General features: G+C 59.7%; 18 protein-coding genes. 12 read left to right on the top strand and 6 right to left on the bottom strand.

Going from position 1 to position 22,341, the window contains the following annotated elements; genetic code table 11:
* The first annotated feature begins 168 nt into the window (after positions 1-168).
* From JOE32_RS00930 to JOE32_RS00960, 7 genes are all read left to right on the top strand, one after another.
* A complete protein-coding gene (locus tag JOE32_RS00930; RefSeq protein ID WP_003233241.1) occupies positions 169-3,000 on the top strand; it encodes a 2-oxoglutarate dehydrogenase E1 component in 2,832 nt (943 codons plus the stop codon).
* Positions 3,001-3,044: 44 nt separating this feature from the next.
* Entirely contained in the window at positions 3,045-4,268 is a 1,224-nt protein-coding gene (gene odhB, locus JOE32_RS00935; protein WP_209980621.1) for a 2-oxoglutarate dehydrogenase complex dihydrolipoyllysine-residue succinyltransferase, read from the top strand.
* A gap of 99 nt (positions 4,269-4,367) precedes the next feature.
* A complete protein-coding gene (lpdA, locus tag JOE32_RS00940) occupies positions 4,368-5,804 on the top strand; it encodes a dihydrolipoyl dehydrogenase (protein WP_209980623.1) in 1,437 nt (478 codons plus the stop codon).
* A gap of 204 nt (positions 5,805-6,008) precedes the next feature.
* On the top strand, positions 6,009-7,175 hold the full coding sequence (sucC, locus tag JOE32_RS00945; protein ID WP_003233235.1) for an ADP-forming succinate--CoA ligase subunit beta: 1,167 nt from the start codon (positions 6,009-6,011) through the stop codon (positions 7,173-7,175).
* Complete coding sequence (gene sucD / locus JOE32_RS00950; RefSeq protein ID WP_003233233.1) at positions 7,175-8,056, top strand: succinate--CoA ligase subunit alpha; 882 nt, start codon at positions 7,175-7,177, stop codon at positions 8,054-8,056. Before sucC ends, sucD begins: the two co-directional genes overlap by 1 nt.
* A gap of 430 nt (positions 8,057-8,486) precedes the next feature.
* On the top strand, positions 8,487-9,800 hold the full coding sequence (gene brnQ, locus JOE32_RS00955; RefSeq protein WP_057008332.1) for a branched-chain amino acid transport system II carrier protein: 1,314 nt from the start codon (positions 8,487-8,489) through the stop codon (positions 9,798-9,800).
* A gap of 169 nt (positions 9,801-9,969) precedes the next feature.
* Complete coding sequence (locus JOE32_RS00960) at positions 9,970-10,704, top strand: DUF599 family protein (RefSeq protein WP_209980625.1); 735 nt, start codon at positions 9,970-9,972, stop codon at positions 10,702-10,704.
* 95 nt (positions 10,705-10,799) lie between these two features.
* Here JOE32_RS00960 and JOE32_RS00965 read toward each other — a convergent pair whose 3' ends face one another.
* Positions 10,800-11,042, bottom strand: a complete 243-nt coding sequence (locus JOE32_RS00965) for a hypothetical protein (RefSeq protein ID WP_003233227.1) — start codon at positions 11,040-11,042, stop codon at positions 10,800-10,802.
* A gap of 157 nt (positions 11,043-11,199) precedes the next feature.
* Between JOE32_RS00965 and JOE32_RS00970 the strand changes: the two genes are divergently transcribed.
* The 5 genes from JOE32_RS00970 (at position 11,200) to JOE32_RS00990 (ending at position 16,075) form a co-directional block, all read left to right on the top strand.
* Positions 11,200-11,676 (top strand): PaaI family thioesterase, encoded by a 477-nt coding sequence (locus JOE32_RS00970; protein WP_209980626.1) that lies wholly within the window; start codon positions 11,200-11,202, stop codon positions 11,674-11,676.
* Positions 11,673-12,125: a PaaI family thioesterase gene (locus tag JOE32_RS00975; protein WP_209980630.1), complete on the top strand. Its 453-nt coding sequence runs from the start codon at positions 11,673-11,675 to the stop codon at positions 12,123-12,125. The genes JOE32_RS00970 and JOE32_RS00975 overlap by 4 nt, the downstream gene beginning before the upstream one ends.
* An 89-nt stretch (positions 12,126-12,214) precedes the next feature.
* Positions 12,215-14,119, top strand: a complete 1,905-nt coding sequence (gene htpG / locus JOE32_RS00980) for a molecular chaperone HtpG (RefSeq protein ID WP_057008441.1) — start codon at positions 12,215-12,217, stop codon at positions 14,117-14,119.
* A gap of 67 nt (positions 14,120-14,186) precedes the next feature.
* A complete protein-coding gene (locus JOE32_RS00985; protein WP_209980632.1) occupies positions 14,187-14,915 on the top strand; it encodes a dienelactone hydrolase family protein in 729 nt (242 codons plus the stop codon).
* Between the two features lie 152 nt (positions 14,916-15,067).
* Positions 15,068-16,075 (top strand): amidohydrolase family protein, encoded by a 1,008-nt coding sequence (locus tag JOE32_RS00990; protein ID WP_209980634.1) that lies wholly within the window; start codon positions 15,068-15,070, stop codon positions 16,073-16,075.
* Positions 16,076-16,181: 106 nt separating this feature from the next.
* On the opposite strand, the gene JOE32_RS00995 is transcribed toward JOE32_RS00990, so the two are convergent.
* The 5 genes from JOE32_RS00995 to JOE32_RS01015 all read right to left on the bottom strand — a co-directional run bounded on the left by JOE32_RS00995 (position 16,182) and on the right by JOE32_RS01015 (position 22,341).
* Positions 16,182-17,404, bottom strand: a protein-coding gene (locus JOE32_RS00995; protein WP_209980636.1) for an IS3 family transposase whose coding sequence is annotated in 2 segments (ribosomal slippage) — positions 16,182-17,053 and positions 17,053-17,404 — 1,224 coding nt in all. Because the reading frame shifts where the segments join, the coding sequence is not laid out codon by codon here.
* Positions 17,405-17,516: 112 nt separating this feature from the next.
* Complete coding sequence (fabB, locus tag JOE32_RS01000; protein ID WP_209980638.1) at positions 17,517-18,737, bottom strand: beta-ketoacyl-ACP synthase I; 1,221 nt, start codon at positions 18,735-18,737, stop codon at positions 17,517-17,519.
* Between the two features lie 11 nt (positions 18,738-18,748).
* Positions 18,749-19,264, bottom strand: a complete 516-nt coding sequence (gene fabA, locus JOE32_RS01005) for a 3-hydroxyacyl-[acyl-carrier-protein] dehydratase FabA (protein ID WP_003210552.1) — start codon at positions 19,262-19,264, stop codon at positions 18,749-18,751.
* Positions 19,265-19,513: 249 nt separating this feature from the next.
* On the bottom strand, positions 19,514-21,415 hold the full coding sequence (locus JOE32_RS01010) for an ATP-binding protein (RefSeq protein ID WP_209980640.1): 1,902 nt from the start codon (positions 21,413-21,415) through the stop codon (positions 19,514-19,516).
* Entirely contained in the window at positions 21,412-22,341 is a 930-nt protein-coding gene (locus JOE32_RS01015; protein ID WP_209980642.1) for an ABC transporter substrate binding protein, read from the bottom strand. Before JOE32_RS01015 ends, JOE32_RS01010 begins: the two co-directional genes overlap by 4 nt.

Genomic DNA, 22,341 nt, shown 5'->3' on the forward strand with positions numbered 1-22,341 from the left:
AAAGCCGCAGCTCTTATTTTGAAGAAATGAGACAAGCAGGGGCATTCGGGTTGGTACCCGAACTATCAGCGTGATCCTAAGTGGCTTGTTTTGGTCGCTGCACTTGGCCTTTTGCAAGCAAACTCGGTGTTTTCGCCGGTGGTGTCCCCAAATCGAGGGTGACCAAGCATGCAAGAAAGCGTGATGCAGCGCATGTGGAACAGCGGCTATCTTTCAGGTGGTAACGCTGCCTATGTGGAAGAGCTTTATGAGCTCTACCTGCACGACCCTAACGCTGTGCCAGAAGAATGGCGCACCAAATTTCAGACGTTGTCTTCAGACGGCAACGCTGCCACCGATGTATCGCACGCAACAATTCGCGATCAGTTCGTGCTGCTGGCCAAGAACCAGCGCCGCGCCCAACCGGTTTCCGCCGGCAGCGTGAGCAGTGAGCACGAGAAGAAGCAAGTTGAAGTACTGCGACTGATCCAGGCTTACCGGATGCGTGGCCACCAGGCGGCCCAGCTTGACCCGCTGGGGCTCTGGAAGCGTCCTGCACCGGCTGACCTGTCGATCAATCATTACGGCTTGACCAATGCCGATCTTGATACGACCTTCCGTGCCGGCGACCTGTTCATCGGCAAAGAGGAAGCGAGCCTACGCGAAATTCACGAAGCGTTGCAGCAGACATATTGCCGCACCATCGGCGCTGAATTCACGCACATCACCGATTCCGAGCAACGCCACTGGTTCCAGCATCGCCTCGAAGGCGTGCGTGGCCGTCCGGTGCTGTCCGCCGATGTACGCAGCCACCTGCTCGAACGCGTGACCGCTGCTGAAGGTCTGGAAAAATACCTGGGCACCAAATACCCGGGCACCAAGCGTTTCGGCCTGGAAGGCGGCGAAAGCCTGATTCCGATGCTCGACGAACTGATCCAGCGTTCCGGTTCCTACGGCACCAAGGAAGTCGTGATCGGCATGGCTCACCGTGGTCGCCTGAACGTGTTGGTCAACACCTTCGGCAAGAACCCGCGCGAGCTGTTCGACGAGTTCGAAGGCAAGAAAAAGGTCGAGCTGGGTTCCGGTGACGTCAAATACCACCAGGGCTTCTCGTCCAACGTCATGACCTCGGGCGGTGAAGTTCACCTGGCCATGGCGTTCAACCCCTCCCACCTGGAAATCGTTTCTCCAGTGGTCGAGGGTTCGGTGCGTGCTCGCCAGGACCGTCGCAACGACGCCACCGGTGAGAAAGTGCTGCCTATTTCCATCCACGGTGACGCGGCATTCGCCGGTCAAGGCGTGGTCCTGGAAACCTTCCAGATGTCGCAGACCCGTGGCTTCAAGACGGGCGGCACCGTACACATCGTCATCAACAACCAGGTAGGTTTCACCATCAGCAACCCGCTGGACGCGCGCTCTACCGAGTACGCCACCGACGTTGCCAAGATGATTCAGGCGCCGATTCTCCATGTAAATGGCGATGATCCGGAAGCCGTGCTGTTCGTGACCCAACTGGCCGTCGACTACCGCATGCAGTTCAAGCGTGACGTGGTGATCGACCTCGTGTGCTACCGCCGTCGCGGTCACAACGAAGCGGATGAGCCAAGCGGCACCCAGCCGTTGATGTACCAGCAGATCACCAAGCAGCGCACCACCCGTGAACTGTATGCCGAAAGCCTGACCAAGGCAGGCATCGTTGACGAAGCCCGTGTGCAGGCGAAGATCGACGAATACCGCAACGCGCTGGACAACGGCCTGCACGTGGTGAAAAGCCTGGTCAAGGAACCGAACAAAGAGCTGTTCGTCGACTGGCGTCCATACCTGGGTCACACCTGGACGGCGCGTCACGACACTTCGTTCGACCTCAAGACCCTGCAGGAACTGTCGGCCAAGCTGCTGGAAATTCCGGATGGCTTCGTCGTACAGCGCCAAGTGTCGAAGATCTACGAAGACCGTCAGAAGATGCAAGTCGGCGGCCTGCCGATCAACTGGGGTTACGCTGAAACCATGGCGTACGCGACCCTGGCGTTCGAAGGTCACCCAATCCGCATGACCGGCCAGGACATTGGCCGTGGTACGTTCTCGCACCGTCATGCTGTGTTGCACAACCAGAAAGACGCGGGCACCTACGTTCCGCTGCAGAACCTGTACGAAGGTCAGCCGCGTTTCGACCTGTACGACTCGTTCCTGTCGGAAGAAGCCGTGCTGGCGTTCGAATACGGTTACTCCACCACCACGCCGCAGGCGCTGGTGATCTGGGAAGCCCAGTTCGGCGACTTCGCCAACGGTGCCCAGGTGGTGATCGACCAGTTCATCACCAGCGGCGAGCACAAGTGGGGCCGCCTGTGCGGTCTGACCATGCTGCTGCCGCACGGTTATGAAGGCCAGGGTCCGGAGCACTCTTCGGCCCGTCTGGAGCGTTACCTGCAACTGTGCGCCGAGCACAACATTCAGGTATGCGTGCCGACGACCCCGGCGCAGATCTACCACTTGCTGCGTCGCCAGGTGATCCGTCCGCTGCGCAAGCCGTTGATCGTGCTGACGCCGAAATCGCTGTTGCGCCACAAGCTGGCCATTTCGACCCTGGAAGACCTGGCCGAAGGTTCGTTCCAGACCGTTATTCCAGAAATCGACACACTCGATCCGGCCAAGGTGACACGCCTGATCCTGTGCAGTGGCAAGGTCTACTACGACCTGCTGGAAAAACGCCGTGCCGAAGGCCGCGAAGACATCGCCATCGTGCGTATCGAGCAGCTTTACCCGTTCCCGGAAGATGACCTCATGGAGATCATCGCGCCTTACACCCAGCTCACGAATGTGGTGTGGTGTCAGGAAGAACCGATGAACCAGGGCGCCTGGTACAGCAGCCAGCATCATTTGCGTCGCAGTATCGGCAACCACAACCGGGCGCTGAACCTGGAGTATGCCGGTCGTGATGCTTCTGCTGCACCTGCGTGTGGTTATGCGTCGATGCACGCCGAGCAGCAGGAAAAACTGCTGCAAGATGCTTTCACTGTTTAACGCCTTCGCGCTGACTGAAACCGAATTTTAAGGACCCACAGATAATGGCTATCGAAATCAAAGCCCCGTCATTCCCGGAATCGGTTGCCGATGGCACCGTTGCCACCTGGCACAAGAAACCAGGCGAGGCCGTCAAGCGTGACGACCTGATCGTCGACATCGAGACTGACAAGGTCGTACTGGAAGTGTTGGCCGAAGCCGACGGCGTACTGGGCGCCATCGTTGCGCAAGAGGGCGATACCGTTCTCTCGAACCAGGTACTGGGTTCGATCGAAGAGGGCGGCGCTGCCGCTCCGGCGCCTGCTGCCGCTGCTGCACCGGCTGCTGCACCTGCTGCTGCCGCACCGGCTGCCGCTGGCGAAGATCCAATCGCAGCCCCGGCTGCGCGTCAATTGGCCGAAGAAAACGGCATCAACCTGGCGTCCGTCAAGGGCACCGGTAAAGATGGCCGTGTGACCAAGGAAGACGTGGTTGCCGCTGTTGAAGCCAAGAAAAACGCACCTGCTGCAGCACCGGCCAAGGCTGCCGCTCCGGCCGCCGCTGCGCCAGTGTTCGCCGCCGGCGACCGCACCGAGAAGCGCGTGCCGATGACCCGTGTGCGTGCCACCGTGGCCAAGCGCTTGGTTGAAGCACAGTCGAACATGGCGATGCTGACCACCTTCAACGAAGTCGACATGACCGAAGTCATGGCCCTGCGTTCGAAGTACAAGGACCTGTTCGAGAAGAGCCACAACGGCGTGCGCCTGGGCTTCATGTCGTTCTTCGTGAAAGCGGCCACCGAGGCGCTGAAGCGCTACCCGGCAGTCAACGCTTCCATCGACGGCACCGATATCGTTTACCACGGCTATGCAGACGTCGGCGTTGCCGTGTCCAGCGACCGCGGCCTGGTGGTGCCGGTACTGCGTAACGCCGAACTGATGAGCCTGGCTGAAATCGAAGGCGGCATCGCCGGCTTCGGCAAGAAAGCCCGTGACGGCAAGCTGACCATCGACGAGATGACCGGTGGTACCTTCACCATCACCAACGGTGGTACCTTCGGTTCCATGATGTCGACGCCGATCGTCAACCCGCCGCAAGCCGCGATCCTGGGCATGCACAACATCCTCCAGCGTCCGATGGCCATCAACGGCCAGGTTGTGATCCGCCCGATGATGTACCTGGCGCTGTCGTACGATCACCGCCTGATCGATGGTAAAGAAGCCGTGACTTTCCTGGTGACCATCAAGAACCTGCTGGAAGACCCGGCTCGCTTGCTCCTGGATATCTGATTGGAGCAGCTTCAAGTTGCGAGCTGCAAGTTGCAAGTAAATGCAGTTTGGCTTGCAGCTTGAAGCTTGACGCTTGAAGCTAATAGAGGATCTATTTTCATGACACAGAAATTTGACGTCGTAGTGATTGGTGCAGGTCCTGGCGGCTATGTTGCCGCCATCAAGGCCGCACAATTGGGCCTCTCGACTGCTTGCATCGAAAAATACACCGACAAGGAAGACAAACTGGCATTGGGCGGTACCTGCCTGAACGTCGGTTGCATTCCTTCCAAGGCGCTGCTGGACAGCTCCTGGAAATTCCACGAAGCCCAGGACGGTTTCGCGATCCACGGCATCAACCATGCCGGCGTTACCATGGACGTGCCGGCGATGATCGGCCGCAAGGCCAACATCGTCAAAGGCCTGACCTCCGGCGTTGCCACCCTGTTCAAGGCCAACGGCGTCACTTCCTTGCAAGGTCACGGCAAATTGCTGGCCGGCAAGAAGGTTGAAATCACCAAGCCGGACGGTTCGGTCGAAGTCATCGAAGCCGAGAACGTGATCCTGGCCCCTGGCTCGCGTCCAATTGACATTCCACCGGCTCCCGTCGACCAGAACGTGATCGTTGATTCGACCGGCGCCCTGGAATTCCAGGCTGTGCCAAAGCGTCTGGGCGTGATCGGCGCCGGCGTTATCGGCCTGGAACTGGGTTCGGTCTGGTCCCGTCTGGGTTCCGAAGTCACCGTGCTGGAAGCCCTGGACACATTCCTGCTGGCTGCCGACACCGCCGTTTCCAAGGAAGCCTACAAGACCCTGACCAAACAGGGTCTGGACATCAAGCTGGGCGCCCGCGTGACCGGTTCCAAGGTCAACGGCGAAGAAGTCGTGGTGACCTACACCGATAAAGACGGCGAGCAGACCATCACCTTCGACAAGCTGATCGTGGCCGTAGGCCGTCGTCCGGTAACCACCGACCTGCTGGCTTCCGACAGCGGCGTGAACATCGATGAGCGTGGTTTCATCCACGTTGACGATCATTGCGCCACCACCGTGCCTGGCGTTTACGCCATCGGCGACGTGGTACGCGGCATGATGCTGGCGCACAAGGCGTCCGAAGAAGGCATCATGGTTGTCGAGCGCATCAAGGGTCACAAAACCCAGATGAACTACGACCTGGTGCCATCGGTTATCTACACCCACCCGGAAATTGCATGGGTCGGCAAGAACGAACAGCAGTTGAAAGCTGAAGGCGTAGAAGTTAACGTCGGCACCTTCCCGTTTGCCGCTTCTGGCCGTGCCATGGCAGCCAACGACACCGGTGGTTTTGTCAAAGTCATCGCTGATGCCAAGACTGACCGCGTATTGGGCGTCCACGTGATTGGCCCGAGCGCTGCAGAACTGGTTCAGCAAGGCGCAATCGGTATGGAATTCGGCACCAGTGCCGAAGACCTGGGCATGATGGTCTTCTCCCATCCGACCCTGTCCGAAGCGTTGCACGAAGCAGCGTTGGCGGTGAATGGCGGCGCCATCCACATCGCCAACCGCAAGAAGCGCTAAGCGAGATAATAAGAAACCACGGCGGAGTTGCCCGTCGTGAGTCTTGCGCGCAAGGCTCACCGCGGAATATCCGCTGGACGCAGCCTTGTGCAGCTTTACGGGCCATGAGCCCCGCAGGTTGCGCAAGCAGCAGTCACAGGTGGCGCGGCACTCATAATGAGCGCAGCGCCGAATGCGCAGTACCTAACGAAGACGGTAAAAAGCATGAATCTTCACGAGTATCAGGGTAAGCAGCTGTTCGCTGAATACGGCCTGCCAGTATCCAAGGGCTACGCAGTAGACACCCCGGAAGCAGCAGCAGAAGCTTGCGACAAGATCGGCGGCACTGAATGGGTGGTCAAAGCCCAGGTCCACGCTGGTGGTCGCGGTAAAGCGGGCGGCGTCAAGCTGGTTCGCAGCAAAGAAGACGCCAAGGCCTTCGCACAGCAGTGGCTGGGCAAGCGTCTGGTGACTTACCAGACTGATGCCAATGGCCAGCCAGTCACCAAGATCCTGGTTGAATCGTGCACTGATATCGCTAAAGAGCTGTACCTGGGCGCTGTCGTTGACCGTTCGAGCCGTCGCATCGTGTTCATGGCTTCCACCGAAGGTGGCGTGGACATCGAAAAAATCGCTCACGAAACCCCAGAAAAAATTCTGAAAGCCACCATCGATCCACTGGTTGGCGCTCAGCCGTTCCAGGGTCGCGAGCTGGCTTTCCAGCTGGGCCTGGAAGGCAAGCAAGTTGCCCAGTTCGCCAAGATCTTCGTAGGTCTGGCCAAACTGTTCCAGGATCACGATCTGGCCCTGCTGGAAGTGAACCCGCTGGTGATCAAGGCTGACGGCGATCTGCACTGCCTGGACGCGAAGATCAACATCGACGCCAACGCCATGTACCGTCAGCCAAAGCTGAAGACTTTCCACGATCCGTCGCAGGACGATCCGCGCGAAGCGCACGCTGCCAAGTTCGAACTGAACTACGTAGCCCTGGAAGGTAACATCGGTTGCATGGTCAACGGTGCCGGTCTGGCCATGGGTACCATGGACATCGTCAACCTGCATGGCGGCAAACCAGCCAACTTCCTCGACGTAGGCGGCGGTGCCACCAAAGAACGCGTAACCGAAGCGTTCAAGATCATCCTGTCCGACTCCAACGTCGCCGCAGTATTGGTCAACATCTTCGGCGGCATCGTTCGTTGCGACATGATTGCCGAAGGCATCATCGGCGCAGTGAAAGAAGTCGGCGTTAAAATCCCGGTTGTTGTGCGCCTTGAAGGTAACAACGCTGAACTGGGCGCCAAAGTACTGGCAGAAAGCGGTTTGAACATCATCGCGGCTACCAGCCTGACCGACGCTGCTCAACAAGTTGTCAAAGCTGCGGAGGGCAAGTAATGAGCGTCCTGATCAATAAAGACACCAAAGTTATCTGCCAGGGTATTACCGGTTCGCAAGGTAGCTTCCACACCCAGCAAGCCATCGAATACGGCACCAAGATGGTTGGCGGCGTAACGCCAGGCAAAGGCGGCACCGAGCACCTGGGCCTGCCAGTGTTCAACACCGTGAAAGACGCTGTAGAAAAAACTGGCGCTACCGCCAGCGTGATCTACGTTCCTGCGCCTTTCTGCAAGGACTCCATCCTGGAAGCGGCATTCGGCGGCATCAAGCTGATCGTCTGCATCACCGAAGGCATTCCTACCCTGGACATGCTGGACGCCAAGGTTAAGTGCGACGAGCTGGGCGTAGTCCTGATCGGCCCTAACTGCCCAGGTGTGATCACCCCAGGCGAATGCAAGATCGGCATCATGCCAGGTCACATTCACTTGCCAGGTAAAGTCGGTATCGTTTCCCGTTCCGGCACCCTGACCTACGAAGCTGTGAAGCAGACCACTGACGCCGGTTTCGGTCAGTCGACTTGCGTCGGCATCGGCGGTGACCCGATCCCGGGTTCGAACTTCATCGACATCCTGAAGCTGTTCCAGGAAGACCCGAAGACCGAAGCGATCGTGATGATCGGTGAGATCGGCGGTTCGGCTGAAGAAGAAGCGGCGGCCTACATCAAGGCCCACGTGACCAAGCCGGTTGTTTCCTACATCGCTGGTGTGACTGCCCCTGCGGGCAAGCGCATGGGCCATGCGGGCGCAATCATCTCCGGCGGCAAAGGCACTGCAGACGAGAAATTCGCTGCACTGCAGGACGCAGGCGTTAAAACCGTGCGTTCGCTGGCAGATATCGGCAAGGCCCTGGCCGAGCTGACCGGTTGGGCTGTCAAGTAAGCCTCGCGCTTAACTGACGCTTCACCACACAAAGGCCACCTTCGGGTGGCCTTTGTGCGTTCTGGAAAGACCCATTTATCGAAATGTACTCGATCCAGGGTGGGAGGGGGCTTGCTCCCGATAGCGGTGTGCCAGTGACAGATACAGTGACTGACACACCGCTATCGGGAGCAAGCCCCCTCCCACCTGGACCGGTATCGCCAAATTAAGTGTGAAAACGCGACATTAAAATGTCGCTTATCGGACAGTGCGCCCCGCAACAGTGCGTTTGTCAGCCTATTTCTGTACCCTGACGGCCTCTTTATGCGCCCGCCTCCCAAAAGGAAGCCGCGCGCTGGACAGGTCGGCCCCCATCAGGGCCGGCAGCCTTTCCCTCATCCACAGGGAAGCCCTCTCTAAATTCCGATTCAGTAGTGTGGTATTTCCTCAAATGAAAGTGTTGAAAAGCCAGGATATCCTGGCGCTGGGCTTCATGACGTTTGCGCTGTTCGTGGGCGCCGGCAACATCATCTTCCCGCCTATCGTTGGTTTGCAGTCCGGGCCTCACGTCTGGATGGCGGCGCTGGGGTTCCTCATCACCGCAGTGGGTTTGCCGGTGGTCACCGTGATTGCCCTGGCCAAGGTCGGCGGCGGCATGGACGCATTGAGCAGTCCCATCGGCAAGATCGCCGGCGGCCTGCTCGCGGCAGCGGCGTACCTGGCGGTAGGCCCGCTGTTCGCCACTCCGCGTACTGCGACCGTGTCGTTTGAAGTCGGCCTGGCGCCGCTGACCGGCGAAAGCCCACTGGCGCTGTTCCTCTACAGCTCTGTGTATTTCCTTGTGGTGTTCTTCGTGTCTTTGTATCCAGGGCGTCTGCTGGATACCGTCGGCCGTTTCCTTGCGCCATTGAAGATCATCGCGCTGGCGATCCTCGGCATTGCCGCGTTTGCCTTGCCAGCCGGTGAAGTGGGCGTCGCCACCCCGGAATATGTCGCCGCACCGTTCTCCCAGGGCTTTATCAACGGCTACCTGACCATGGACACCCTGGGTGCACTGGTGTTTGGTATCGTCATCGTCAACGCGATCCGCTCCCGCGGCGTCGAATCGCCCAAGCTGATTACCCGCTACGCGATCATCGCCGGGCTGATAGCCGGTGTCGGCCTGGCGCTGGTGTACATCAGCCTGTTCCGCCTGGGCTCGGGCAGCCATGCCGTGGCGGCGGGCGCCAGCAATGGCGCGGCCGTGCTGCATGCCTATGTGCAAAGCACTTTCGGCTCGCTGGGCAGCGGCTTTTTGGCTGTGCTGATCTCCCTGGCGTGCCTGGTGACGGCCGTGGGCCTGACCTGCGCGTGCGCCGAATACTTCAGCAAAGTCCTGCCGCTGTCCTATAAGACACTGGTGGTGATCCTGGCGCTGTTCTCGCTGTTCGTGTCCAACCTGGGCCTGACCAAGCTGATTGCGTTCTCCATTCCGGTACTCACCGCCATCTACCCGCCGTGCATCGTGCTGGTGGCGCTGAGCTTCTGCAAAGACTTCTGGCAGGAGCAGGGCCGTATCGTCGGCCCGGTGATGCTGGTGTCGTTCATTTTTGGCGGCATCGACGCGCTCAAGGGGGCCGGCCTTGCCGATTGGATGCCCGCGCAGCTGACGCACCTGCCATTGAGCGAGCAGGGGTTGGCGTGGCTGGTGCCGTCGGTGATGACGCTGGTCGTGGCGGTGGTGGTGGATCGCATGCTTGGCAAGCGCAGCGAAGCGATCGCCTGACACGGCGACACGGTTGCACAGAAATGCCCCGTATCAATCGATATGGGGCATTTTTTTGCCTGCTTATGGACAAGGTTCTAGAGTTGCAACGCGCTCAGTGTGGGAGCGGGCTTGCTCGCGCCCACATTTTGACTGTGTTGCCCATATTTTCTTGTTTATCAGGACCCCTATGTCGTTCATCGAAACCAACCAAGTCCATATGCTCGCCGCCCTCTGGTTCGTGCTGTGCTGGGGCGGGTACACCCGTTATGCCCTCTGGAAAGCACGCGATACCGCATGCCTGGCCAGTGTGCTGCATCTGTATCGCGAAGACTGGATGCGCCGCATGCTGCTGCGCGACAACCGCATTGCCGACGCCAGCGTGATCGGCAATCTGGAGCGCAACGCCTCGTTCTTCGCCTCCAGCACCTTGATCATCCTCGCCGGCATCCTCACCGTGCTGGGCGCCTCGGAGCGCGCCGTGTCGCTGCTGGCGGACATTCCCATGGTGCAGCAGGCGTCCCAGGGCATGTCGGAAATCAAGCTGCTGTGCCTGGCGCTGGTGTTCGTCTACGCGTTTTTTACGTTCAGCTGGTGCATGCGCCAGTACAACTTCGCAGCGGTGCTGGTGGGGTCGGCGCCGATGATTGGTGAGCGCCAGGTGTCCGAACAGGAGCGCAAGGCATTTGCGCTACGGGCGGCGCGGGTTATCTCCATGGCCGCCAACCAGTTCAACTTCGGCCTGCGCGCTTATTACTTTGGCATGACCATGCTGGCGTGGTTTGTCAGCCCCTGGCTGTTCATGTTGATGAGTGCCGGGGTAGTGGTGGTGTTGTATCGCCGCGAGTTTCATTCCGATGTGCTGCAAGTGATGGTGTATACGCAGACGGACACGCCGCCGGAGGCGCTCAAGGACGCAGTCTAGTGTGGGGCACGTCGAATTTTAAAAACGCCGGACAAAGAAAAGCCCGCTATTGAAGCGGGCTCTCTTTTACAACCAGGCTACATCAGACCGCGGTATCAGGAACCGGTCGAAGGCGTGGCTTCTTTTGCAGCGGCTGCGTTCGATTCGGCCTGAGCTTTGGCAGCTTCGGCGTTTTCTTTTGCAGCGTCGTTCACTTTATCCTGAGCCTTCGCCATATCTTTCTGAGCTTGCTCAGAGTGCGAAGCGGCATCTTGTGCTTTGTCTTCGGATTTCTTGTCGCAGGCAGCGAGGCCAAGGGCAGCAGCCAACATCATGGAAACAGCTAAAGTCTTGCGCATGGGGTGTTTCTCCTTATTGAAGATATCTTCTGGCCTTTCGAGCCTGAGGATTCAGCATTAGTTCCTTTTATTGCGCAGATATATAAACAAAGGCTGCCAAGGAACTTAAACCCGCACTGCCTGTTCCGCGGATTACTGAAAACAAGAGTCTAGACCAATGACCGGAAATTCACTGCTGGAGCGTGCGACACGCTTTGTTTACGCATTGCGCCATTGCCAGATACTCGGCATTACCGTGCATGACGCCAACGACACGGGCATGACGCTGCGGCTGCCCTATGGGCCAGCTATCGTGGGCGATCCCGAGACCGGGATCATCCACGGTGGCGCGCTCACCTCCCTGATGGACACCACCTGCGGCATCGCCACCCTGTGCGTACTGCCCGAATTCGAGGTGTGCCCGACCCTCGACCTGCGCATCGACTATATGCACCCGGCCGCACCGCACCAGCCGGTCTATGGGTTTGCCCAGTGCTATCGGGTCACCGCCGACGTGATCTTCACCCGCGGCTTCGCCTACCAGGACGATCCGCAGCAACCCATCGCCCATGTGGTGGGCACGTTCATGCGCATGGGCAAGCTGCTCAAGGGCGCACAGGGCCTGAGCGCCACCCTCGACGGAGAGCAGGCATGATGCACCGCTTCCAGACCCGCCTCGAACAGGCCCACGTGCGCGGCGATTACGCGGCGCTGCTCGAACTGATCCCTTACGCCAAACTGATCGGCATCGAATGCACCCGCCAAGGTGATGAATTGCTGTTCCGGTTGCCGGCCAACAAGGACAACATTGGTAACCCTATATTGCCGGCGCTGCATGGCGGGGTGATTGCCGGCTTCATGGAGCTGTCGGCGGCGCTGCATTTGCTGGTGTCTACCGGCGCGCCGGGTCTGCCGAAAATCATCGATTTTTCCCTGGATTACCTGCGCGCCGGGCAGTTTCGCGACACCTACGCCACCTGTCAGGTATGGCGTCAGGGCCGGCGGGTGGCCAACGTTTCGGTCACCGCCTGGCAAAGCACGGCGGCAGAACCGATTGCCACGGCCCGTGCGCATTTCAAGATCGAGGCGCCTTGCGCCCCTTGAAATCCTCCCGTTAGCCCCCAACTTTGATGACAACCCGCCGCCAACCCTTTCGGGCGCGGCCATTGCCATCCAATTGGAGTTTGATGACCATGAGTGTGGAAACTCAAAAGGAAACCCTGGGCTTCCAGACCGAGGTGAAGCAACTGCTGCACCTCATGATCCATTCGCTGTATTCCAACAAGGAAATTTTCCTTCGCGAATTGATCTCGAACGCCTCTGACGCTGTCGACAAATTACGCTTCGAAGCCCTGTCCAAGCCTGAGTTGCTGGAAGGTGGCGCGGAGCTGAAAATCCGCGTGAGCTACGACAAGGACGCGAAGACCGTCACCCTCGAAGACAACGGTATCGGCATGAGCCGTGACGATGCGATTACCCACCTGGGGACCATCGCCAAATCCGGCACCGCCGATTTCATGAAGAACCTGTCGGGCGATCAGAAGAAGGATTCGCACCTGATCGGCCAGTTCGGTGTGGGCTTCTACTCGGCCTTCATCGTCGCCGACAAGGTTGAAGTGTTCAGCCGCCGTGCCGGTCTCCCGGCCAGCGAAGGCGTGCACTGGGCCTCCAAAGGCGAGGGCGAGTTTGAAATCGCCACGATCGACAAGGCCGACCGTGGTACCCGCATCGTGCTGCACCTCAAGTCCGGTGAAGACGAATTCGCCGATGGCTGGCGCCTGCGCAACATCATCAAGAAATACTCCGATCACATCGCATTGCCGATCGAGTTGCCCAAGGAACAGGCCGCGGCCGAAGGCGAAGAGAAGCCTGCCGAGGAATGGGAAACCGTCAACCGCGCCAGTGCCCTGTGGACCCGTCCGCGTACCGAGATCAAGGACGAGGAATACCAGGAGTTCTACAAGCACATCGGTCACGACTACGAGAACCCGCTGAGCTGGAGCCACAACAAGGTTGAAGGCAAGCTCGAATACAGCTCGCTGCTGTACGTACCGGCCCGCGCTCCGTTCGACCTGTACCAGCGCGAAGCCCCCAAGGGCCTGAAGCTCTACGTGCAGCGCGTGTTCGTGATGGACCAGGCGGAATCTTTCCTGCCGTTGTACCTGCGCTTCATCAAGGGCGTGGTCGACTCCAATGACCTGTCGCTGAACGTGTCGCGGGAAATCCTGCAGAAAGACCCGATCATCGACTCCATGAAGTCGGCGCTGACCAAGCGTGTCCTCGACATGCTGGAGAAACTGGCGAAGAACGAGCCTGAGCAATACAAGGGCTTCTGGAAAAACTTCGGTCAGGTCATGAAAGAAGGCCCGGCCGAAGACTTCGCCAACAAAGAGAAGATTGCCGGCCTGCTGCGCTTTGCTTCCACTCAGGGCGAAGACGGCGAGCAGGTTGTGTCGCTGGCCGACTACCTGGCGCGCGCCAAGGAAGGTCAGGACAAGATCTACTACCTGACCGGCGAAACCTACGCTCAGGTCAAGAACAGTCCGCACCTGGAAGTCTTCCGCAAGAAGGGCATCGAAGTGCTGCTGCTGACCGACCGTATCGATGAGTGGCTGATGAGCTACCTCACCGAGTTCGACGGCAAGTCGTTCGTCGACGTGGCCCGTGGTGATCTGGACCTGGGTAACCTCGACTCCGAAGAAGAGAAGAAGGAAGCCGAAGAGGTCGCCAAGTCCAAAGAGGGTCTGGTTGAGCGGATCAAGGCGTCCCTGGGCGAGGCCGTCAGCGAAGTGCGGGTTTCCCACCGCCTGACCGACTCGCCGGCGATCCTGGCCATCGGCGAGCAGGACCTGGGCATGCAGATGCGCCAGATCCTCGAAGCCAGCGGCCAGAAGGTTCCTGATTCCAAGCCGATTTTCGAATTCAACCCGGCGCACCCGCTGATCGAGAAACTCGATGGCGAGCAGAGCGAAGAGCGGTTTGGCGACCTGTCGCACATCCTCTTCGACCAGGCGGCGCTGGCCGCTGGCGACAGCCTGAAAGATCCGGCCGCCTACGTGCGTCGACTGAACAAGCTGTTGGTTGAACTGTCGGTTTAACACCGCTGCAGGAAAAACCCGCTTCGGCGGGTTTTTTCATTTTAGTGCACCTCAACTGGAGTAAATGATGAGCCAAGTCACCGTGCGTTCCGTGGTCTATCAGATTGATGGCCAGTCTTATGAAAGCCGCCTGGCGTTCGACGCCAGCCACAAGGGGCCACTGCCGGGCCTGTTGATGGCGCCGAACTGGATGGGCGTGAGTGCGGGCGCCGAAGAGATCGCCAGGAGCGTCGCCGCCAAGGGCTACGTGGTGCTGATTGCCGACCTGTACGGACAAACCGTGCGTCCATCGAACGGCGATGAAGCTGGCGCAGCGATGATGCCGTTGAAGAACGACCGCCCGTTGCTCAACAAACGCATGCAGGTGGCGTTCGAGCAACTGCAAGGCCAGACCGAAGCGGCAGTGGATACCTCGAAGCTCGCGACCTTTGGTTTCTGTTTCGGCGGCTGCTGCTCCCTGGAGCTGGCGCGTACCGGCGCGCCATTGAAAGCCGCCGTGTCGTTCCATGGCACCCTCGACACGCCAAACCCTGCGGATGCGAAGCACATCAAGGGCTCGGTGCTGGTGCTGCACGGCGCCTCTGACCCGTTGGTGCCCAAGGAGCAACTGCCGGCGTTCGAGGATGAAATGAACGCGGCCGGCGTGGATTGGCAACTGCTGAGCTACGGCGGCGCGGTGCATTCCTTCACCGACCCGCACGCGAACGTGCCGGGCAAGATGATGTACGACGCGAAGACCTCCGCGCGCGCGTTTCAGTCCATGCATAACCTGCTGGATGAAGTGTTCAGGGGCTGATGCTTCGGCGTCTGTCCGGGCCTCAGCGGGAGCAGGCTCCCTCCCACAGTCGGATCGGTGAACACGATCAAAATGTGGGAGGGGGCTTGCTCCCGATAGCTATCTGACAGGCAACCCTATTCCCCCTGACTCACCTCGATGGAGATCGCCCCGTGCCCTGGACTCGCCTGAGCCTCGCCCTGGTGCTCACCGCCGCCAGCCTTGCCGCACAGGCCCGCGACTATGCCTACAGCGACGCCCACCTGCATTACGTGGATTTCTTTCAGGAAACCGCCGGCATGGACAAGCTGCTCAAGGCCATGGCGGACAATCGCATCGAGCATGTGATGATTTCCGGCATTCCCGTGGCGAAAAAATGGCATGAAGACGAGCCCAAGCGTCCGCGCTATTACGCCGGTGACGATGCCGATGCCTACTGGTACAGCGCCACCGACGTGATCGTCGCGGCGGCGGTCAATAAACTCACGCCTGAGCAGCGCCTGCGCTTTCATCCTTTCCTGTCCGGCTTCAACCCCAATGACAAGAATTCCGATGCGCATATCCAGCGCATGCTCGACCTCAACCCGGGCCTGTGGCAGGGCATCGGTGAAGTGTTCACCCGCCATGACGACCTGACAGCCCTGACGGCGGGGGACACCCCGCGTGCCAACAACGAAGCCATGACGCGCATCTACCACCTGGCGGCCGAAAACGATTTGCCGGTGATGCTGCATTCCAACATTACGTCAAAGCGCGAACGTAACCCGTTGTACCTGGCGGAGGTCGAGGAGCCGCTGCGCAATCACCCGCACACGCGGTTTATCTGGGCGCATGCCGGCACCAGCATGGAGATCCACCGTCATCAGGTGCAAATGGATTTTTTGCTGCCCACCTTGACGCGCATGCTGGAGGCCTACCCCAACCTCTACATCGACCTCTCCTGGAGCATGCTCACGCCTTATCTGCTGGACGAGGCGGGCACGCCCAGGCCCGAGTGGGTAAAGCTGGTGGAGCGCTTCCCGGAGCGCTTCATGCTCGGCTCCGACGTAGTCGGGCGCTTCAACAAGCTGGGTAAGGAAATGCGCCGCTTTGATCCCTTCCTCGATGCGCTGCCCGAGGACGTGGCCCGCAAGGTTGCGCGGGACAATTTCCTGGCCGTGCTGCCCAAGACCTCTCGCTGAGCGCAGTATCCAATGTGGGAGGGAGCAAGGCCCCTGCCATATTTGATTTTTGTTATCTGGTGATCATCATGTCTAGTCCTGAAATAGGTTTACACCTGTTTCAGTCTCAAAACGCCTGATGCACCGCATCGGGCGTTTTGTATTTCAGGGATAAGTGCGGCCGCTCCCCGTTGTAGATCAGCACCGACTCATCCACCATTTTTACGGCATCCGCCAAATCTTTGGGCCGGTGCAGCAAAAACTCAGTTTTCAAAATCCCGTTTACCCGCTCTGCCATCGCGTTCTGATAGCAATCGTAGCCGTCCGTCATTGAGCACTTGATCCCATGCTTGGCGTGCATTTGCTGGTACAGGTCGGAGCAGTATTGGGCCCCGCGATCCGAGTGATGGATCAGCGATTGCTTGGATTTTCGCTGGCTAACAGCTTTCTGCAATGCTTTGACCACCGACTCCGTATGCAGGCTGTCATGTACATGATGACCCACGATCTTGCGTGAGTACGCGTCTGTTATCAGGCTGACGTAAACGACACTTTCCCGCGTGGGCAGATAGGTAATATCTGCAACCCAAACCTGCTCGGGCCTGCCAGCGACAACTTGTTCCGGGCCTGCTTTGAGCAGGTTGGGATGGCGGCGGAACCGATGATGGCTATGCGTAGTTTTATGATAAGCACGCTTTCGAGGAACCAGCTCTCGCGCTTCGCGCAAGATGGAAAAAAGACGGTCTCGACCAACAATTACCTGCACTTCAGCCTCAGTGCTCATCAGATAATGCAGCTTGCGCGTGCCTAACCTCGGCTGGCGACGCCGCTTTTCCAGAACAAAGTCCACTACTTGCTGGTCTTGGTGAGCTCTCGCATCAACGGCTCGGTTACGTTTGTAATACGCTTGGCGCGAAATTCCCATGAACAGGCAAGCCCTGGTAATGCTCAGGTCTTGGATTTGCCCTTGCGAGAGGACTTGCCGGGTCGCTTTTTTACGATGGACACACCGTAATCATTTTTCAAGACGTTCACGACAGCTTCAAAGAACTGGGCCTTTTGATTGCTCAGCGCCAACTGTTCTTCAAGCTCTTTAATCCGCTGCTCGGGTGTCAGCGGGAGGTTGGGGTCGGTCATCGGCCTGCTCCGCGGCGTTCGGATTGAGGCGCCTTGGCTCCAGTCCTGTCGGCCATGCTTGCGTAGCCAAACCAGTACCGTGGACCGGCCCTGAATGCCAAAGCGCCGTTGAGCCTCTTTATAACTCAACTCGCCTTTTTCGACTTGGTCTACGACCGACAATTTAAAAGCTAGCGTGTAATCGCGTTGGCTGCGCCTTTTTCCCGTATCCATTGAGTCCTCCTGAAGAAAGGTCAGAAGGTGTAAACCTTATTCAGGGCGGGACATCACCCACAAAAAAGCCCCGAACCAGTCGGGGCTTTTTTGTGGGGTCAAGCTGCAGGCCTTACTTGCCCTGCCAGCGCTTGAGCACCAGCGTCGCGTTGGTGCCGCCAAAACCGAAGCTGTTGCTCATCACGGTATTGATGGTGGCGTTCTCAACGGTCTTGGTCAGGATCGGCATATCTGCCACAACCGGATCGATCTCGTCGATGTTGGCCGAACCGGCCATGAAGTTGCCTTCCATCATCAGCAGGCAGTAGATCGCTTCGTGAACGCCGGCGGCGCCCAGGGAGTGACCCGACAGGCTCTTGGTAGAGCTGATGGCCGGTGCCTTGTCGCCGAATACCGCACGCACGCCTTCCATTTCCTTGGCGTCGCCGACCGGAGTGGAGGTGCCGTGGGTGTTCAGGTAGTCGATCGGCGTGTCAACGGTGGACATGGCCATCTGCATGCAACGGATGGCGCCTTCGCCGCTTGGCGCAACCATGTCGTAGCCGTCGGAAGTGGCGCCGTAGCCGACGATTTCCGCGTAGATCTTCGCACCACGGGCCAGAGCGTGTTCCAGCTCTTCGACCACGACCATGCCGCCACCGCCGGCGATGACGAAACCGTCACGCTTGGCGTCGTAGGCGCGGGAGGCCTTTTCCGGGGTTTCGTTGTACTGGGTGGAGAGGGCGCCCATGGCGTCGAACAGGAACGACTGGCTCCAATGCTCTTCTTCACCGCCGCCGGCGAAGACGATGTCCTGCTTGCCCAGCTGGATCTGCTCAACGGCAGTACCGATGCAGTGGGCGCTGGTGGCGCAGGCCGAGGAGATCGAGTAGTTGACGCCCTTGATGGCGAACGGCGTGGCCAGGCAGGCCGACACGGTGCTGCCCATGGTCCGTGTGACACGGTACGGGCCGACGCGCTTCACGCCTTTCTCGCGCAGGATGTCCAGCGCTTCCATCTGGTTGAGGGTGGATGCGCCGCCGGAACCGGCGATCAGGCCGGTGCGTACGTTCGATACCTGGTCTTCGCTGAGGCCGGAGTCGACGATCGCGTCTTTCATGGCCAGGTAGGCGTAGGCGGCAGCGTGGCCGACGAAGCGATAGATCTTGCGATCGATCAGCTCTTCGAGGGGCAGGTCGATGGAGCCGGAAACCTGGCTACGCAAACCCATTTCGGCATATTCCGGGTTGAAGCGGATGCCAGGGCGACTTGCACGCAGGTTAGCGGTGACGGTCTCTTTGTCATTGCCCAGGCAAGAAACGATGCCCAGACCAGTGATAACGACGCGGCGCATGCGGATAACCCTTAAAAGTTGTCAGTGGAAGTGAATACGCCGACCCGAAGGCCTTCGGCAGTATAAATCTCGCGACCGTCGACAGTCACCGAACCATCGGCAATGGCCAGGTTCAGCTTGCCCTTGAGGACGCGCTTGATTTGAATGTTGTAGGTGACTTTCTTGGCGGTCGGCAGGACCTGGCCGAAGAACTTCACTTCGCCGGAACCCAGCGCACGGCCGCGACCCGGCAGGCCTTGCCAGCCCAGGTAGAAGCCGACCAGTTGCCACATGGCGTCGAGGCCCAGGCAGCCTGGCATTACCGGGTCGCCTTCGAAATGGCAGGCGAAGAACCACAGGTCCGGAGTGATATCCAGCTCGGCGACCAATTCACCTTTGCCGTACTTGCCACCCTCTTCGCTGATATGGGTGATGCGATCCACCATCAGCATGTTCGGGGCGGGCAGTTGCGCGTTACCTGGGCCGAACAGCTCACCGCGACTGCAGCGCAGCAGGTCTTCCCGAGTAAAGGCGTTTTGTTTGGTCATGCGAGCTCCTCAATAATCCCATGCGGCGGGGCAGGGCAAATCTTCCCGAACCGAATGAAGCGTTCATGCCTCATGCCGGCAGCCTACACGTAGACTATTGCGTTGTAGTGAAAGTCACAGCGTCAAGGTACTCAATGTACACTTGTTCACTGAAATTTTAAACCGGGCCTGTTTATCAGCCCGTTTGGGTGCCTAAGACTGCCGCACTTTCGTGTTTCACGCCAGTCGCAGATGCCTGATGGCGCGGCGCTATTGCACCCAGCGCTGCAGGATCTGCTGCAAATCCGTACGTTTGAACGGCTTGGCCAGGTAATCGTTCATTCCGGCCGCGAGGCACGCTTCACGGTCGCCCTGCAACGCGTTGGCGGTGAGCGCAATGATCGGCAGATCGGCGCAGCCCGGCAGTTGGCGAATCTGCCGGGTAGCCTCGTAGCCGTCGATCACCGGTAACCGGCAATCCATCAGGATCGCGGTGAATATCAGGCTTTCTGCACTACTTATTGCCTCGGCGCCGTCGGTGGCCAGGCTGACTTCAAAGCCGAGGCTGCGCAACATGGCTTCCACCACCGTGCGGTTGACGGGGTTGTCCTCCACCAGCAACACATGGCGGCCATCACCGGCGCCGTGCTTGCTTTGGGCATCCTGGGCAATCGTCGGCAGGCTGTGCTGGTCGATGGCCAGGGGGATTTCCAGGGTAAACACCGAACCATGGCCTTCTTCGCTTTGCGCACGCAGGGTGCCGCCCATGCGTTCGGCCAGCGTGCGCGCGATGGGCAGGCCCAGGCCGGTGCCGCCGTAACGTCTGGAAATCGAGCTGTCAGCCTGCTGGAATGCGTCGAACATCGACTCCAAGTGTTCGGCGCCAATACCGATGCCGCTGTCGCGCACGCTGCAGGTGAACCACACCAACTCATGGTCGAGAGGCTGCCAGTGGGGCTCGACACTCACGCTGCCCTGCTCGGTGAACTTGAGTGCATTGCCGATCAGGTTCACCAGAATCTGGCGGATACGCGTGGGGTCGCCCTTGACTCGCAGCGTATCCAGGCCCGGCGGCATCGGCAGGTTGAGCGTCAGCCCGCGCTGCTGGGCGCTGTGCCGGAAGGCATGGGCGCTGCTGTTGACCAGGTCGGCGAGGTTGAACGCAATATGCTCCAGCTCCAGCGCCGCGCGCTCGATGCGCGAGAAATCGAGGATGTCGTTGATGACCTTCAGCAGATGCTCGGTGGACTCGGAGGCCAGCGCGGCGTATTCGGTCTGCTCCTCGGTCATCTCGGTGGTTTCCAGCAATTGCAGCATGCCCAGCACCCCGTTCATCGGCGTGCGCAGCTCGTGGCTCATCATCGCCAAAAAATCCGACTTGGCATTGTTGGCCCGCTCGGCTTCCTCGCGGGTCTGAATCAACTGCGCCATGGCCTGCTGCTGTTCGCGGCTGGCCTGTTGCAGGCCAGCGGCCAGATTGTTGATGTGGCGTGACAGGTCGCCCAGTTCCGAATCATCCACGATTGGCAGCGGGGTCTTGTAGTCGCCTTGCTGGATGGCCTTCACCGCATGGCCCATTGCGCTTATCGGCTGCGACAGGCTGGCCGCCAGGCGCCGCGCCAGCAGGAAGGTAAACAGCAGGGCGAACAGCGCCAGGATGCCGGCCTTGAAGAGAATCTCCTGCTGACGCTGACTGAAGGCATCGTTGGACATGCCGACGATCACGCGCCCCAGATAATCGGCGCGCGGCGCCTTGGATTCGTTGAGGTTGTCCTGGAAAAAATCGCTGCCCAGCTGGATATGCTGCAGGCGGATCGGCGCCTGGAACACTTTCACCGACAACGAGCGGTCGTGCTTTTCCGACGGTTGCTCGACGTACACCAGAATATTTTCGGCGGCGTCCTGAATCTCCAGAAAGCGCACGTGGGGCGTGGCCAGCGTGGCGCGCAGCAGGCTGTCGAGCACATCGTTGTTGCCGGAAATGACGCCGTACTCGGTGGCGGGCGCCAGTTGGTTGGCAATCAGTTGGCCGGTATGGTCCAGTTCCTGGCGCAGGTCCTGGATGCGCACAAAGGTAAAGAAGCTGATCAACAGCAGCGTCAGCAACAGCGCCGGGCCCAGGGTGATGAGCTGGGTACGGGTGTTGATGTCCCAACGACGACGCAAGGTCATGGGCGTTTTTCTCCTTCGGCGAGCCGCGCGGCGACGTTGCTTTCATCGACCTGTTCGATGCCCAGTGAGCGCGCGACCTGCGGGTTGCCCACGACTTTGAAATGGTGCGGGTACAACGTGCGCGGCCAACTGGCCGGCGGGCGGTCAAGCAAACGGTCGAGCACGCCCAGCCAGTCGGTCTGGTCGCTGTAGGTGCTGGCCAGGCTGCCGGCCTTGACGAAGCCGGCATTGGGCCCCACCAGCGGCAGTTGCTGGGCGTAGCTGCTCAGCAGCAGGTTCTTTGCGGTCTTCGGGTTGTACAGTTGCGGGTCGTCGAGGCCGAGCAATACGTCGCTGGTCCTGAACAGGCTTTGCAGCGGGCGACTGTCGTTAATGTTATTCCACAGTTGAGGCACGATTTGCAGACCCAGGGGCGCGGCGTATTGGCTCAGCTCGCGCAGCAGGAACTCACTGTCGCTGCCGTAGAGCACGCCGATGCGCCGGGCCTGCGGCAGAATGCCGGTGATCAGGCGTAACTGACGGTCCAGCGGCGGGTCGCTCCACAGCAGGCTGATGTGCGCCGGCAGGCGGGTGCCCAGGCGCTGGCGCGCTTGCAGGCGGCTAATGCGCAGCACCAGGGTCGGCGGACCTTCGGCATCCTGCAGGCGCCAGTCGAGGCCGGGCAGGTCGAGCAGGATCAGGCGCGTGTCGGCAGGCAGTTGGTGCGGCGCCGGCAGGTCCTTGAGCGGGGTGAAGGTGACCTGGTCTGCGGGACGCTGCCGGGCCAGTGCCTGGGCGAAGTCCTGCACGCCGACGCTGTCTTCGGCGGCGGTCAGCAGGATGTTGGCACTCCACGCCGGCGCGGTCAGCAGCAGGCCGATCAGCAGCAGGGCCCGCTGCCAAAGCCTGGCGAAAGAGAAGTAGGTCGTCCGTGACTGATTGGCCAT

This window comes from Pseudomonas sp. PvP025 (assembly GCF_017832155.1).
Classification (GTDB): Bacteria; Pseudomonadota; Gammaproteobacteria; order Pseudomonadales; family Pseudomonadaceae; genus Aquipseudomonas.

Bases quoted from the DNA above. Each gene is read 5' to 3' on its own strand.
- JOE32_RS00930 (WP_003233241.1), top strand. From the start codon at position 169: ATGCAAGAAAGCGTGATGCAGCGCATGTGGAACAGCGGCTATCTTTCA.
- odhB (WP_209980621.1), top strand. From the start codon at position 3,045: ATGGCTATCGAAATCAAAGCCCCGTCATTCCCGGAATCGGTTGCCGAT.
- lpdA (WP_209980623.1), top strand. From the start codon at position 4,368: ATGACACAGAAATTTGACGTCGTAGTGATTGGTGCAGGTCCTGGCGGC.
- sucC (WP_003233235.1), top strand. From the start codon at position 6,009: ATGAATCTTCACGAGTATCAGGGTAAGCAGCTGTTCGCTGAATACGGC.
- sucD (WP_003233233.1), top strand. From the start codon at position 7,175: ATGAGCGTCCTGATCAATAAAGACACCAAAGTTATCTGCCAGGGTATT.
- brnQ (WP_057008332.1), top strand. From the start codon at position 8,487: ATGAAAGTGTTGAAAAGCCAGGATATCCTGGCGCTGGGCTTCATGACG.
- JOE32_RS00960 (WP_209980625.1), top strand. From the start codon at position 9,970: ATGTCGTTCATCGAAACCAACCAAGTCCATATGCTCGCCGCCCTCTGG.
- JOE32_RS00965 (WP_003233227.1), bottom strand. From the start codon at position 11,042: ATGCGCAAGACTTTAGCTGTTTCCATGATGTTGGCTGCTGCCCTTGGC.
- JOE32_RS00970 (WP_209980626.1), top strand. From the start codon at position 11,200: ATGACCGGAAATTCACTGCTGGAGCGTGCGACACGCTTTGTTTACGCA.
- JOE32_RS00975 (WP_209980630.1), top strand. From the start codon at position 11,673: ATGATGCACCGCTTCCAGACCCGCCTCGAACAGGCCCACGTGCGCGGC.
- htpG (WP_057008441.1), top strand. From the start codon at position 12,215: ATGAGTGTGGAAACTCAAAAGGAAACCCTGGGCTTCCAGACCGAGGTG.
- JOE32_RS00985 (WP_209980632.1), top strand. From the start codon at position 14,187: ATGAGCCAAGTCACCGTGCGTTCCGTGGTCTATCAGATTGATGGCCAG.
- fabB (WP_209980638.1), bottom strand. From the start codon at position 18,737: ATGCGCCGCGTCGTTATCACTGGTCTGGGCATCGTTTCTTGCCTGGGC.
- fabA (WP_003210552.1), bottom strand. From the start codon at position 19,264: ATGACCAAACAAAACGCCTTTACTCGGGAAGACCTGCTGCGCTGCAGT.
- JOE32_RS01010 (WP_209980640.1), bottom strand. From the start codon at position 21,415: ATGACCTTGCGTCGTCGTTGGGACATCAACACCCGTACCCAGCTCATC.
- JOE32_RS01015 (WP_209980642.1), bottom strand. From the start codon at position 22,341: ATGGCCAATCAGTCACGGACGACCTACTTCTCTTTCGCCAGGCTTTGG.